The sequence below is a fragment of the Pannus brasiliensis CCIBt3594 genome (genome assembly GCF_036688125.1).
GTDB classification, from domain to species: domain Bacteria; phylum Cyanobacteriota; class Cyanobacteriia; order Cyanobacteriales; family Microcystaceae; genus Pannus; species Pannus brasiliensis.
Map to the genome: position 1 here is coordinate 15,011 of NZ_JBAFSM010000031.1, position 14,114 is coordinate 29,124.

The 14,114-nt window shown below is 51.6% G+C and carries 13 protein-coding genes; 7 read left to right on the forward strand and 6 right to left on the reverse strand.

The window, feature by feature from the left end; all coding sequences use genetic code 11:
• Positions 1-271 precede the first annotated feature (271 nt).
• On the forward strand, positions 272-2,236 hold the full coding sequence (locus V0288_RS15595; RefSeq protein WP_332866053.1) for an alpha/beta hydrolase: 1,965 nt from the start codon (positions 272-274) through the stop codon (positions 2,234-2,236).
• 104 nt (positions 2,237-2,340) lie between these two features.
• Here V0288_RS15595 and V0288_RS15600 read toward each other — a convergent pair whose 3' ends face one another.
• The 5 genes from V0288_RS15600 to radA all read right to left on the reverse strand — a co-directional run bounded on the left by V0288_RS15600 (position 2,341) and on the right by radA (position 5,930).
• Entirely contained in the window at positions 2,341-3,240 is a 900-nt protein-coding gene (locus tag V0288_RS15600; protein WP_332866054.1) for a YbhN family protein, read from the reverse strand.
• Positions 3,241-3,696 carry a DUF29 domain-containing protein gene (locus tag V0288_RS15605; protein ID WP_332866055.1) on the reverse strand — a complete coding sequence of 152 codons (456 nt, stop codon included), beginning with the start codon at positions 3,694-3,696 and terminating at the stop codon, positions 3,241-3,243.
• An 8-nt stretch (positions 3,697-3,704) separates the two neighbouring features.
• Positions 3,705-4,160, reverse strand: a complete 456-nt coding sequence (locus V0288_RS15610) for a DUF29 domain-containing protein (RefSeq protein WP_332866056.1) — start codon at positions 4,158-4,160, stop codon at positions 3,705-3,707.
• A gap of 70 nt (positions 4,161-4,230) precedes the next feature.
• Positions 4,231-4,332, reverse strand: a complete 102-nt coding sequence (gene petL, locus V0288_RS15615; protein ID WP_332866057.1) for a cytochrome b6-f complex subunit PetL — start codon at positions 4,330-4,332, stop codon at positions 4,231-4,233.
• 50 nt (positions 4,333-4,382) lie between these two features.
• Positions 4,383-5,930: a DNA repair protein RadA gene (radA, locus tag V0288_RS15620; protein WP_332866058.1), complete on the reverse strand. Its 1,548-nt coding sequence runs from the start codon at positions 5,928-5,930 to the stop codon at positions 4,383-4,385.
• Positions 5,931-6,162: 232 nt separating this feature from the next.
• On the opposite strand from radA, the gene rpaB reads away from it, so the two are divergent.
• The 3 genes from rpaB (at position 6,163) to V0288_RS15635 (ending at position 8,316) form a co-directional block, all read left to right on the forward strand.
• Positions 6,163-6,891, forward strand: a complete 729-nt coding sequence (gene rpaB, locus V0288_RS15625; RefSeq protein WP_332866093.1) for a response regulator transcription factor RpaB — start codon at positions 6,163-6,165, stop codon at positions 6,889-6,891.
• 156 nt (positions 6,892-7,047) lie between these two features.
• Positions 7,048-7,626, forward strand: coding sequence for a Uma2 family endonuclease (locus V0288_RS15630; protein WP_332866059.1), 579 nt, complete (start codon positions 7,048-7,050; stop codon positions 7,624-7,626).
• A gap of 33 nt (positions 7,627-7,659) precedes the next feature.
• Entirely contained in the window at positions 7,660-8,316 is a 657-nt protein-coding gene (locus V0288_RS15635) for a cofactor assembly of complex C subunit B (RefSeq protein ID WP_332866060.1), read from the forward strand.
• Positions 8,317-8,410: 94 nt separating this feature from the next.
• On the opposite strand, the gene V0288_RS15640 is transcribed toward V0288_RS15635, so the two are convergent.
• The gene (locus tag V0288_RS15640) at positions 8,411-8,554 is read right to left on the reverse strand and encodes a hypothetical protein (RefSeq protein WP_332866061.1); all 144 of its coding nucleotides are present in this window, start codon (positions 8,552-8,554) and stop codon (positions 8,411-8,413) included.
• Between V0288_RS15640 and V0288_RS15645 the strand changes: the two genes are divergently transcribed.
• The 3 genes from V0288_RS15645 (at position 8,553) to V0288_RS15655 (ending at position 14,003) form a co-directional block, all read left to right on the forward strand.
• Entirely contained in the window at positions 8,553-10,277 is a 1,725-nt protein-coding gene (locus tag V0288_RS15645) for a protein kinase domain-containing protein (protein WP_332866062.1), read from the forward strand. The two genes, V0288_RS15640 and V0288_RS15645, sit on opposite strands and share 2 nt — an antisense overlap.
• Before the next feature lie 674 nt (positions 10,278-10,951).
• On the forward strand, positions 10,952-12,685 hold the full coding sequence (locus V0288_RS15650; protein ID WP_332866063.1) for a hypothetical protein: 1,734 nt from the start codon (positions 10,952-10,954) through the stop codon (positions 12,683-12,685).
• Positions 12,686-12,998: 313 nt separating this feature from the next.
• The gene (locus V0288_RS15655) at positions 12,999-14,003 is read left to right on the forward strand and encodes a ribonuclease Z (protein ID WP_332866064.1); all 1,005 of its coding nucleotides are present in this window, start codon (positions 12,999-13,001) and stop codon (positions 14,001-14,003) included.
• Positions 14,004-14,114: the final 111 nt, after the last annotated feature.

Here is a 14,114-nt window from a genome sequence, read left to right on the forward strand (position 1 = left end):
ACCGCTCGCGGGATGAGCGGGGAGTCGGGAGTCGCGGGGGGGATTTTCCCAACCCGCCCGTACAGGAAACGGGAGGAGAGATCGAGAATAATCCGCCCGAAAATTCCACTCGAAACACATTTCTCTTGATTTAAATAATTATTTTTATCGCTTTTAAATTGACACGGATGAACGATACGGGAAGTCTCGGGATCGACTCTTGTTTAATTTCTAAAATTCTAAGTTTTTAGTTTTTTTAGGCGGTTAGAAATGAAGCCCGTTTCGAGACCCCTTGAATTCCAAGGTCTCGATCGCCTCCCGACCGCGGGGAATCGCTCGCGTCGATCGGGACGGGACATCCCCCGCGTTAAGATTAAGTTTTTTGTTCGTGATAACGGTGTTACAGCCGTTGGGAATCCTAGTAAGTGAAGCTTGTAATAGATTCTCCCCGGACCCCACCCGCACTGGAACGATGACAGCTTTCTCTCGATTTCTCCTCTTTTTCCTCGCCTGCCTCGCTCTCGGTCGGGGTCTCGACCCGGAACCCGCGCGAGCGGCCGAAACCCTCACCCTGCGTTTAGGACTGATAGAGCGGGAGGTAGGGGTCGGCGAATTGGAATCCTACGCTCTAACCGGGGAAATCCCCCGAAATTTACAACCCTATCGGCGAGTTTTACCTCCCGCCGTCCGGGATTTACTGGCGAAACATCTTCAGATCGATCGAAAATTGGCCCGGCAGTTTCTTGAAGATTTGTTTCAAAAAGAGGAAGGCGAAAAATTCCTCGCGCAGATCGAGACGGTTATTCCGGAAAGTTCTCCGGAGACAATCCGGGAAACCTTCCTGGCGACATTAGAAAATAGTGAGAGAATTACCGTTTCCAGCTTTCTAAAGGCGTACCCGGAACCGAGAGTCACCGTGGATCTCCTGGCGCTGGCCTCGATCGCCGTCCGTCTGAACCGGCAGAATCTGGAAAGTACCCTGATCGCTTCCGGATTAATGGAAACGTCGCGCGCGCTCGCGGGAACGTCCCTACCGGACGGGGTTTTCCCTCACGAGAGCGGGAATGCCGTCGTGTTGCGGGGGGAACGGGTTTTCTACGATCCGGGGCGGAAACGGGCGATCCGCGCCGATATTTACTACTCGACCGAGACGGAAGGCCCGCTGGTGATCATGTCCCACGGTTTCGCGGCCGATCGACGTTTCCTGCGTTACCTGGCCTATCATCTCGCCTCCCGCGGGATTCCGGTCGTCTCGGTGGAACATCCCGGCAGTAATATCGATTCCATCGCCCGTGGCGCGACCGGGTTAACGCTCGATCGCATCCTTCCCGCGGGGGAATTTATCGATCGACCGAAGGATATTAGCTTCGTTCTCAATGAATTAACCAGTTTAAATCGAGATTCCAGTGAATTCAAGGGAAAACTGCCGACCGATCGGGTGACGATTATCGGACATTCCTTCGGCGGTTATACCGCGTTAGCGCTCGCGGGGGCGCGTCTGGTTCCCCGGGCCGCGCGCGCGGCCTGTTCCCGGCTGACTCCCCTAGAACGTTCCCCGGCCGATTGGTTACAGTGTTCGGCCGCCGAATTACCCTACCGATCGATGTCCTTTCGCGATTACCGGATCGATCGGGCGATCGTCTTGAATCCCATCGTCGGCGATCTTTTCAACGGCGATCTCTCCTCGATCTCCATCCCGATCTTACTGCTCTCTTCCACGGCCGACGGGATCACCCCGATCGTCGATCACCAGTTGAAACCCTTCGAGAGTTTGGCCGGGGAGAAATATTTACTAATCGCCGACGGAGCGACGCACATGAGCGCGACCGATCGCGGTTATCTCGATAGTTCGCTCGGCCAGAGTACACTCGTACGGGAGGTGATGGACGATCGGGCCGATCCCCTCCGGAAAATGCTCGCGGGAGTCAGTTACGCGTTTATCGAGCAATCTACCCCCCGGGCCGAAATCTATCGACCTTTCATCAGTTCGTCTTACGTGGAGTCTTTTTCGAGTGACTTTCTCCGTTTTCGTCTCACGCGAAAATTACCCGCCCCGATCGTTACGGCACTCACCGTTTTATCGCCCGATCGACCGAGAGTTCGATCGGATACTTTACCCCGTCCCTCTTGGTTAGAGGCATCTTGGGAAATGCTCGACACTTGGTTCGCGCCCCCCGATTTCCATACCGAAAAGCTGAACGTGATCTTGGGAAAACTTCTCTATTATTCCGATCCGACCTTCGATCCCTGGGGATGAAGGAGTGAGGGGGGGTAAAGGGTAAAGGGGAAAGCATTAAGAAAGCTCTTTTCTCTTTTCCCAGGGCTTTTTTCCCCGAAAAATTCCCCTATCCCCCCATCTTCCTAGCCCGATCGCTCTCTCCATAACCGGGTTCCCAATGCCGCGCCGACGATCTCCGCGAGGACACTGATGAAACGATACAGCGCGACGGTGACGAGAACGGTTCCGGGGGAAAAACGTTGACTATCGAGAAGGGCGATCGCCGTGGCTTCAAAAACCCCCAATCCCCCCGGCGCGCCGGGTACGATTAAACCCAATAACCACGCGAAACTAAACGCCCCGAGTAACGGGAAAATCTGACTCGGTTCGGCGGTTTGTAGGGCCATCCAAACGAGAATAAATCCGCCCCCCCGCAGAAGGACAAAACCGATCTCTCCTAACAGGGGAACGATCGGATAGTTTTCTACATACACCGGTTCTCGATCGAGCTTTTTGGCCCGGTTGAGAAATCGGATCGGGATATTCAAGATCCGCGGTTGGATTCCCACGAGAATCGCGATCAAAATGAGAATATTTAGCCAGATACCCGAAGTGGTTTTCATCCAGCCTAAACTACCGGCGATCGAGGCGATCGATAACGCGGCGGCCGCCATTAACAACGGTTCGAGAAGGACGCTTAAACTGGCGGTCGCCCAATCGGTTCCGATTTTATTAACCGCCACGATGCGCGCGTAGAAATGTCCCACGTTTCCAGGGAGATATTTACCGAGATTGGTGACGAGATAGATGCCGATAGCGATCGAGGTTCGCATCGGTTGTCGGAAACTTTTCAATATCCACGTCCACACCCACGCCGACCAAATATGAGCGATCGAGGTGACAACTAACGCGCCCGATAGATACCACCACCCCCGCGGTTCTATTCTCACCGAAGTGACATTTTCCCAATGATGTTTCAGGGTGGCGATAACGAAAAATAAAGTTCCCCCGATAATCAACCATCGTAGTATCTTTTTCAGCATTTATTCGTAGGGTGGTAGCCAATCGGGATCGAGAAGATTTTCCAGTGTGTAGGGACATTCATCGGGAAAATCAACACGATTTTTGGTTTTCCGTCGAGCGTAGCCAACCGCATCCTTGTAAATCGTCAGGAATTCCTCTTCTAAATGCTTATGAAGATTCTTCGTCAAATATCTATTTAAGTGAATTTGAAAATTGTAGATTTCGGATTCCCAGTGAGCTTGATTGTAATCGCGTTCGGCTTGCCAAAATTGAAGTAATAGAACGTGTCTAATGATTTGTTCTAAAAAACCTACCACTCGATGTTTTTTCTCGCTTCCCAAATCTTCCAGTTCCTCGATTAAGTTTTCTAGATCCAGCGCGTCAAAATTTTTCTCTTTGAGTAGGGCGATCGTTTCCTCTAGCCAGAGAGAATCATCGACCTCGTAGAGAGATTTTAAATCGGGAAGTACACTCATTGTACACTCTACTCGTGAGGGGGGAACCAACGGGGAGCGAGAAGCTCTTCTAGGGTGTAAGGGCAAGTATCGGGAAACTCTACCTCGTTGCCAGTTTTTTCCCGAACATACTCGACGGCATCTTCATAAATATTATCGAACTCTCGCTCTAAGTGTTGACGTAGATTCGTTGTTAAATAGCGTTTTAATTGTTGTTTAAAATTGACGATCTCGGATTTCCAGTGACCTTGATTATAAGCTCGCTCGGTTGTCCAAAATTGAAGTAAGAGAGCGTGTCTAATAATTTGTTCTAAAAAACTCTCTACCCTATGTTTTTTCTCGCTTCCAAAATCTTCCAGTTCCTCGATTAAATTTTCTAGATCCAGCGCGTCGAATTTTTTCGCTTTGAGGAGGGCGATCGTTTCTTCTAGCCAGAGAGAATCATCGACTTCGTAGAGAGATTTTAAATCGGGAAGTACACTCATGATCGAACCTCGATCGAGGATTTAAAAAAACAGGTAGGGAACGATATTATTCCCGTTCCCTACGGCCGAACTAGATGATTTTAGCGGCGCGCAGACCGAAGAACAGACCTAACGCGATCCCGGTGAAAACGATCAGATAAGCGGCGAGACCGACAACGGCGATTACAGACATCGAATGAAATCCTCCCAGTTAAAAAAGTTTGCATTCCTAGCATTGTACCGTTATTCCTCCCCGAACTCCTCCCCCTCTTCGCCCTCGAACTCGCCGCCGAAACGGGGTTGCGCGGGAATGGCGGCGACGATCGCTTCGATTACCTTACTGACGGGGACGATTTCTAAACCGGTATCCTCCGGATAAACCTGTCCCTTGGGAACGATCGCCCGTCTAAATCCCAATTTCGCCGCCTCCTTTAACCGTAACTCCATCTGCGAGACGAGACGCACCTGACCGCCCAATCCCACTTCACCGATGAGAACGGTACGCGGATCGACCACCCGATCTCGGAAACTGGCCACCACGGCGATCGCTACCCCCAGATCGGCCGCGGGTTCCGCCACTCCCAACCCCCCCGCGGAAGCCACGTAAGCGTCGAGTTTCGACAGGGGAATGCCGACGCGTTTCTCTAACACCGCGAGAATCTGTTGCAGTCGGTTATATTCGATGCCCGTGGTCGCCCGTTTGGGGGACGCGTAGCTAGTCGGACTCACCAGCGCTTGCAGTTCCACCACGATCGGCCGCGTTCCCTCGCAGGCCACCACCGTCGCCGTACCGGGGGAAAATTCGTCGCGATTGCCGAGAAACAGTTCCGAGGGATTTTCTACCTCGACCAAACCGTGATCGACCATCTCGAAAATACCGATCTCGTGCGTTGCGCCGAAACGGTTTTTAACCGATCGCAACAATCGGTGACTCGCGTAGCGATCGCCCTCGAAATACAACACCGTATCGACGAGATGTTCCAGTACCCGCGGCCCGGCGATCGCCCCTTCTTTCGTGACGTGACCGACGATTAATAGCGTAATATTCTCCCGTTTGGCTACCTGCATCAGTGCCGAAGTACACTCGCGCACCTGGGCGACGGAACCGGGGGCGGAAGTGAGCGCGCCGAAGTAAAGCGTTTGAATACTATCGATAACCGCAACTTGCGGCTTTAAAGACTCCAATTCCCGTAAAATTTCTTCCAGATCCGTTTCCGGTAACACGTAGAGATGATGGTCGAGATTTTCCGGGGTTTCGACGGGCTGGCTTTTTTTGCCGTTTTTGCCGTTGCCGTTACTCTCCTCCTCCTCCCCCTCGACGGGAACCACTCCCACCCCCAGCCGCGCGGCGCGGAGTTTGATCTGTTGCCCGGATTCTTCCGCGGAAACGTAGAGGATACGGGGCAGTCGTTGGGCGAGTTGGTTCGTCACCTGAAGCAGTAGGGTGGACTTGCCGATGCCCGGATCGCCCCCGATGAGAACGAGGGAACCGGGAACGATGCCCCCCCCGAGAACCCGATCGAACTCCCCGTACCCCGAGGGAAAACGATCCTGTTCGTATTGGGTGATCTCGGAGAAACGGACGGAAATCCGCGGTCGGGGTTCTCGATCGCCCCCGCTATTATTCGGGCGACTGTTCTGCCATCCGGCCCGAGTAGGATTTCCGTTTCCCGCCGGGATCAACTGTTCCTCTAGCGTTCCGAACGTTTCACAACTCGGACACTTCCCGAACCACTGGGGGGACTCGGCCCCGCAAGCACTACAGATATAAACCGTTCGCGATTTCGCCATGTTTTTAAGAAATGATGAAGAAAAGCGGCTGGGGATCGATTCTCTTGTCAAATTTAATTAAGGATGGTAAAGCCATACCCTATCCACCGACACGAGAGGAATCGGTGGAAAAACAAATTAAAAGGAGAATTTTAGCGTTAGTGATAGCTGGAAAGGATATTCTAGAAAGAGAAGCGCTCATTATTTAACTTCAAAATTTGTCATACGATTTAACGAAGGAGTGTTGAGCAAATTGGAGAACAACAAAGAAAGAATTCTCGTGGTCGATGATGAAGCCAGTATCCGTCGCATTCTAGAGACGCGCCTCTCGATGATCGGCTACGATGTCGTGACCGCCGCGGACGGGGAGGAAGCCCTGGAGACTTTCCGGAATACCGATCCCGATCTGGTGGTACTGGACGTGATGATGCCCAAGCTCGACGGCTACGGCGTGTGTCAGGAACTTCGCAAAGAATCGGACATCCCCATCATCATGTTAACGGCTTTGGGCGATGTAGCCGATCGGATCACGGGTCTGGAGTTGGGCGCGGACGATTACGTGGTCAAACCCTTCTCGCCGAAGGAACTGGAAGCCCGTATCCGTTCCGTCCTGCGTCGCGTGGAAAAAAACGGCGCGCCGGGGATTCCCAGTTCGGGGGTGATCCACATCGGTTCGATCAAGATCGACACGAACAAGCGTCAGGTCTACAAGGGCGACGAGCGCATCCGTCTGACGGGGATGGAATTTAGTTTACTGGAACTGTTGGTCAGTCGATCGGGCGAGGCTTTCTCCCGATCGGAGATCTTACAGGAAGTCTGGGGCTATACTCCCGAACGTCACGTCGATACTCGCGTGGTCGATGTTCATATCTCGCGGTTACGGGCGAAATTGGAAGACGATCCCAGTAATCCCGAACTAATTCTCACCGCGAGGGGAACGGGCTATCTCTTTCAACGGATTCTAGAACCGGGCGAGGAATAGCGAGCGGATTTCGCCGGGGGGTGGGACAGAGAACCCGCCCTATCTGTTTTATCGGGAGAGGGGAAGCGCTCTTCCTCGCTATTGTAGTCAAGAAACCGGGCGGGAATGTCTCGATTCTCCCGGATTTCTGTTTTTTAAGGTCAGGAGGATTCTTCTATGACGGCGATCGCTAACGAAATCACCTCGATCGAGGAGTATTTACGGCGGGAAGAACGGGCGGACTATAAAAGCGAGTATCTAGACGGACGGATCGTACCCATGACCGGCGGAACCACGAACCACAACCAAATCGCGGGCAATATTTACACCGAGTTAAATATCGCCTTTAAACAGCGTGATTTTCGGGTATACATGGGCGATGTCCGTCTCTGGATACCGGAAAGACGGATTTTTACCTATCCCGATGTGATGGCGATCGTCGGCGACCCGATCTATTATGAAAACCGCCGCGACACGATTCTCAATCCCACTCTAATCGTCGAAGTCCTGTCCCCTTCCACCGAAAATTACGATAAAGAGGGAAAATTCGCCGCCTATCGAACCCTGCCCACGTTTCAAGAGTATGTCTTAATCGGGCAAACGCGAATCTACGGCGAGAGATTCGGCAAAACCGGCGATAAACACTGGACTTTTCAGGAATATACCGCGGAAGATCGTCAGATTATCCTAGAATCAGTACAGGTAACGCTCGATTTCACCGAAATTTACCATAAAGTCGCTTTCTCCCCTCAATAAATTGTAATTGTTAGAATCGCTCCCGTTTTCCCCATGAAAAATCCCGCGCGCGACCCCGATCGAATTCTCCGACTATTACCCCTGTTCGCGGGAACCGTCGGCGGGATCGTGCTATTATTCAACCGTTTCGCCACTCCCGAACTCAGCCCCTCGCAAGCGAGATCGGACGTGATGGGGGTGATTTTAAGCGGGGTTCTCATCCTTGTCGGACTGATCTGGCAGAGGGTTCAGCCCCGTCTCCCGGACGCGGTGACACTAATCGGCCGCGAGGGAATGGAACTCGCCGAAGATTTACCCGAGGAGGTAAAAGTCGAACTCGCCTGGGCTTCCCATTTACTACTGACCAACACGGTTACAAAATCCCTGATCGTGTATTATCGGGGACGGGTTCTTTTACGTCGGGGTATCTTGAGCGAGAATCGGGAAGTAAAAGAGGGACAGATTATCAAAAAGGTTTTAGAAACGGGGAAAGCGGTCTATTTGGTGAATTTAAATTTATATCCCGCCAAAATCGAGTTCGATTCCCTGCCGGAGAACACTCAGGGGCTAATCTGTCAACCGATCGATCGCGAGGGAGTCTTAATTCTCGGCGCCAACGCCCCCCGCAGTTACACCAAACAGGACGAGATCTGGATCGAGGGCATCGCCGATAAATTGGCGCACACGTTGAGCCGGTGTCAGGCGCTTTAAAGAACCCTCTATAATTTAGGGAGCGCTCTACGGATCGATCGCTCCGTACTTCCATAGACCTCTCGCCCAATTCGTTTTTGAAGATCTAAAAACTTCAAAAGCTAGGATTATACAAGATAAATAGGTGTTTCTTAAATTTTTTAGCTATAGTATTCTTCCTCCTGACTCCTGACTCCTGACTCCTGACTCCTGACTCCCTAGCCACACGACAATTTTTGAATTCCGCAAGAGATCTCATGAGTTTCTGTATCAACCCGCGATGCCCGAAACCGAAAAACCAGACCGACAGCCGCTATTGTCTGTCCTGTGGTTCCGATCTGCTGTTGGCGGGAAAATATCGAGTAACGAGGTTATTGAGCGAGAAAGGGGGATTCGGTAATACCTACGAGGCGATCGATCTCCAGGGAAATCCGAAAGTCTTAAAAGTTCTCACCTACACGGCGCCGAAAGCGATCGCCCTCTTCCAACAGGAAGCGAAAGTTTTACAACAGTTAAACCATCCCGGTATCCCGCGGGGGGAAAGTTATTTTATCTACTATCCCAGGGATGATGAAGAAGCCCTCCATTGTATGGTAATGGAAAAGATCGAGGGAACCGATCTCGAAGAATACGAACGCTCGCGGAAGTTCCAACCGATCGAGCCGCCCCTCGCGCTCGATTGGTTATCGCAGTTGGGAAAAATTCTCCACGAAGTCCATCGCCATCAATTTTTTCACCGCGACATCAAGCCTTCTAATATTATTTTGAAACCCGACGGACAGCTAGTGTTAATCGATTTCGGGGCGGCGCGTCAGGTGACGGGAACGGTATTAGCCGGAGGACAGAACACGGGGATTTACACTCCCGGTTACGCGCCTCCCGAACAGTCGAGTGGGCATTCCGTCCCGCAGTCGGATTTTTACGCGTTGGGGAAAACGTTCGTTTTTTTATTAACGGGAAAAGATCCGAGCGATCCGAAGATTTACGATATTAATACGAATGAATTTCACTGGCGGAAGTACGCGCCGGCCGTTCCAGAGCCACTGGCAGATTTTCTCGATGAATTAATGGCAGAAAAACCGATCGATCGACCCGCGAACACCTCGATCCTCCTGCGAAAAATTAACGCGCTAAAAGCCGATCCCGATCGAACGTCCCCGAAAACGGGACTTTTAAGCCGTTTAGAAGCCCTATCGAGAGCTTGGTCGAATAAAACGGTATCCCCCGATTCGCGACCGTTAGCCGTTCCCGATCGAGTGCCGAAAGTCGCGGCGGAAAATCAGGTAAAATCGTCTCCCGTCGCCGTACCGAAAGGGGTTCCCGCACCCGTTCCCGACGCTCTCGCCCACGTTCCCGCCGAATTTTCGACACGCTTAAAAGCCTCTATTTTCGATTCGATTTTTTTGCTAATCATTGCCGCTCTCGCCGGGGGGTATCTTTGTTTAAAATTACAGGAATTCGAGTTTATCGATCGATTCCCCCTGGACTTTAATCAGATTAGAGAACTAGCCTGGTTTCGGGAACTATCCAGACGGGAATGGTTCCCCGCTCTCCCGGGAGATCTCTATATTCCGAAAAAACTCTGGATGTACTACGCGGCGGGAACGAGCGCGTTAGGAACGACCCTTATCGGTTTAGGATTGGCGATCGCCCTTGTTCTCTATCACGCGAAAATGCAACTCGGTTTCGCTAACGAGGAAATCGCGATTTTATTATTTTTGCTCTTGGGAATCGGGATTAAATGGTTGTATTTTGTATTTTTTGAAATTTGTTTTAAAGCGACGATCGGTAAAATATTTTTCCGTCTCTCGGTGACGGACGCGCGGGGAGAGAGGATATCCCTCGCGAGAGCGAATCGACGCTATTGGTGTAAGTTGTTCTCGGCGATACCTTTATACGGCGGTTTTTTTCTAGCGGCATGGACGAAGAAGAAACGAGCGTTACACGATCGGCTCACGGGAACTCGAATTGTAAAAAAATAAAAAAAAGGCTCTCTCGGGGTTATATCGATTCGTTTTCGAGAATCTAAAATCGAAAAAAAATGCGATTTAAAAATATAAATCGGTTTCGTCTGCAATTTTCGGGATGATTATTCTGTATTCCCCCTCCTGGCTCGTGTCTCCTGAACCACGGGACAATTTTTGAATTTCGAGTGTAGGTCGAATAGCGATCGCCCCGACTACCGATCGACAGTTGATTCCGGGGCATCGTCCCGATCGGGCCGCGAGACGAGCGGATTCCGGCAGGAAACGGGTATTCCCAAATCGCTCGGTAAAAACAAACGACGCGCCCGAGATCGCGCTCGATCTCTCGATTTATCCGACTCTCGCCCCCCATCTTGATAGAGTACCCCGAGGTAAGGTTAGGACGATTCCGAGAGCGAGAAACCGACTCACGGCTTACTTTGGTCGATCCCCTCGCGCTATAATCCTCCTCCCGGAATCGGGCGGGAACCGTGATCGTCATCACTCTTCGAGCGTGATGTGGCTCACTCGCCCGCGTGTTTCACCATTACACCAATTTTCTCGGAAAGAATGTCAGAATGGAAATATCTTGACTATTTTCTATTGTTCCGCTTATGAACACCCGTCTCAAACTCTACCTCCTTAGACATCTTAGGAACTCGGAACCCGGATTCGCCCTACCTCTCGCGATCATGATCGGACTGATCCTCGTCGGTGGCGGTATCATGATGCTCTCCATCTCCCAAGGAGATCAATCGAAAGCCGTCAGCCAAAAAGCGAGATCGGATGGATTGCTGGGAACCCAAGCCGGATTAGCCCGAGTGCAGGAATATCTCAACACGGTACGGGTAATGGCTAGATATAATAGTACCTGTGCATCGGGTGAGAATTGTTGGGCGAACGCGAGTTTACCCTCATCGGAGTCTACCGGTATTACCGCTGACCAAAAAAATTTACAGAAAGAATTAAGCGCTCTCAACGCTTCCGCATCCTGTACGACCCAGCCGAAAAGCGTTTCCAACGCGTTGGACGATATGCGGGCAATTTTAAAGAACCCGGACACGAAAAACACGCTCACCAACGATACGACAAACAAACTCTTTCTTTATTACAAGATCGAAAAATACGAATATAAACCGATTACCGATTTTTCTTCCGTCGATTTAACCCAGCATATCGGTACGGGAATTCTCACTTTAACGGGCCTTTCTAGTAAGAGAGCCTGGAGTACCGGCGCGTCCACCGACAACGGTGAATCCGAAAACCGCCTCGTGGTCAGTCTGCCCGTTCTCGCTTCCAATCCGGTCGCTTTTACCCGAACCACGGCCCCCGCTTTATGGATTCAGGAAGGAGGGATTGAAGATAAAGGGGAAACCATTTCCGCTTCTAATTTTACCTACAGCAAGGGTTCGCTCTTTCAAGGAGACGTGGTGATGAGCGATCCGAAGGCCTTCGTGAACGAGACAACCGATCCGGATAATGTGTTGAGATCGAAGTTAGAGTGTTTTATTAACTACGGTTCCGTTAGTGAAGGTAGTAGTAATAATCCCGATAATAGCAAGAAGAAGATCCTTCAATCTACGCCCGAACTCCAACCCCAATATCGGGCGCAATTTTTCCCCGCCGAGGAGAACGAGAAAAAGAAAGGTAACATTGTACCCGCCCTGAACTTTCCCGCCACACCGGACATCTCCGCCAATGTTTCCACGAGCCAGAGAAGTCTCGATCGGAGCAAACTGCTCGCGTTCAACACCTCCAAGGGAAATTCCGGGAAACTATCGATAACTTTTCCGAGAAGGGATAAAAATAACCTGATCGTGGACACGGCGACCACCCGAAGGATTGACGATAAAGACGTATCGTTTTACGAATACGAGTTCGACAGCCTAGAGTTGCAGGCGAATGACTCGATCACGATCGATAGCTCTAATGGAGCGAGAGTGATTTTCTTTGTCAAAGGGAATCTCGCGCTCAACGAAAATAGCACGCTCGAACATATGTGCGGGACGACGAGTAATTGCGATCCCACGAACTTTCAGATTATCGCCAGCAAAAGTTCTGTTGTATCCGATCGCGAACTTTGTCTGCGTCTCAACAATAACACTAACAAAACATTGGCGGCGTTTATCTTCGCTCCCGATTATAAACTCGGCATCAAGGACGGTCAGTTGAAGGGAGCGATGTGGGGGAAAAGTTGGGGAAAAATCGAAGGTTGTTCTAACGATAATAACAAGGGCGCCATCGTGCAGGCGGCGGCATGGAGCAATCTCGTTGTCGGCAAACCCTCTCCCGTAAAAGAACTGCCGCAAATCGGCCGGATCATGGGCTGGTGCGAGGAAGCGATCGACACGATCGACAGTCAATGCGTCCCCACGATTATCCGGCCGCTGGGAGGGCAGACATCTTCGAGTCCGACAAGTCCATAAATTCCCCGATTTCCCCCTCCCGATTTCGGGACAGGAAAAGCAAATCGTGACTAGAAATAGACTTTTCGGGAAATCGCGGCGATAGCTCGCGGGTTTTTGCCAACCGAGAGCGATTTCTAGTCAATCCCTCGCCCCGGTCATGGCCTGCCCGAAAAAGAGGGCGAGGGCGATAAAGTTGAATACGGTAAGGACGAGCCGCCAGCGACGGGAACGGTCTTTTTGACACTCTCGCCGTTAAACGGTCGCTGTAACGGTACTCCTCTCGCTCCATTAAGATAGAGAAAGATCCTTTGCGTCACCGAACCCTATTTCCGTGGAGATTACCTTTTTAGGCACGAGTTCCGGCGTTCCCACCCGCTCCCGTAACGTTTCCAGTATCGCCCTGCGTCTACCGCAGAGGGCGGAAGTCTGGTTATTCGACTGCGGTGAGGGAACCCAGCATCAACTCCTCCGCAGTGACATCAAAACCTCGCAACTCCGCCGTATCTTTATCACCCATCTCCACGGCGATCATATTTTCGGGTTGATGGGTTTACTGGCTAGTTGCGGGTTGGCGGGATCGGGACAGGACGTGGATATCTACGGGCCGAGCGGTTTGGCGGAATATCTGCGCGCCTGTGCCAAGTATTCCTACACGCATCTGGGCGATCGGGTTCGCGTTCACACGATCGCCCCCGGCAGGGTCCACGAGGAGGAAGATTTCACCGTTTCCTGCGGGTTATTAAAACATCGCGTCCCCGCCTACGGCTACCGGATCGAGGAAAAAGACCGCCCCGGCCGCTTCGACGTGGAACGGGCGACGGCGTTAGGGATTCCTCCCGGCCCGATTTACGGGAAACTGAAAAAGGGGGAAACGGTGACGTTAGACGACGGCAGACGGATTAGCGGGGCGGATCTGTGCGGGGAAACCGAGATCGGGCGGAAAATCGCCTACTGTACCGATACGATCTTCTGCGACGGGGCGATCGAACTAGCGGAGAACGCGGACGTACTGATTCACGAGGCCACCTTCGCCCACCAGGATTCCCAACTCGCGTTTGAAAGTCTTCACTCCACCTCGACGATGGCCGCTCAGGTAGCTCTCGCCGCGCGGGTGAAACTTCTCCTGATGACGCACTTTAGCCCCCGCTATTTTCCCGGTAACTCCCTCGATGTCTCCAATCTCCTCGAAGAAGCCCGGGCGATTTTCCCCAATACCAAACTGGCTTACGATTTCCTAACCCACGAGGTTCCCCGCAATCGCGAGATGTCGGAGGTAGAAAAAAGCTCGATCGCCCCTCCCCTCCCGAAAACGGTAGTTCGACCGCGAAAAAATTAAGAAACCGTTTGTAAACTAATATTAAATCTAGCGAGTCGCTTATCTAGAAAAGATTTCAAGATTTTCTAAATCTATAGACTCGCGCTCGTGTCTTAATTCTGAAATTACTTT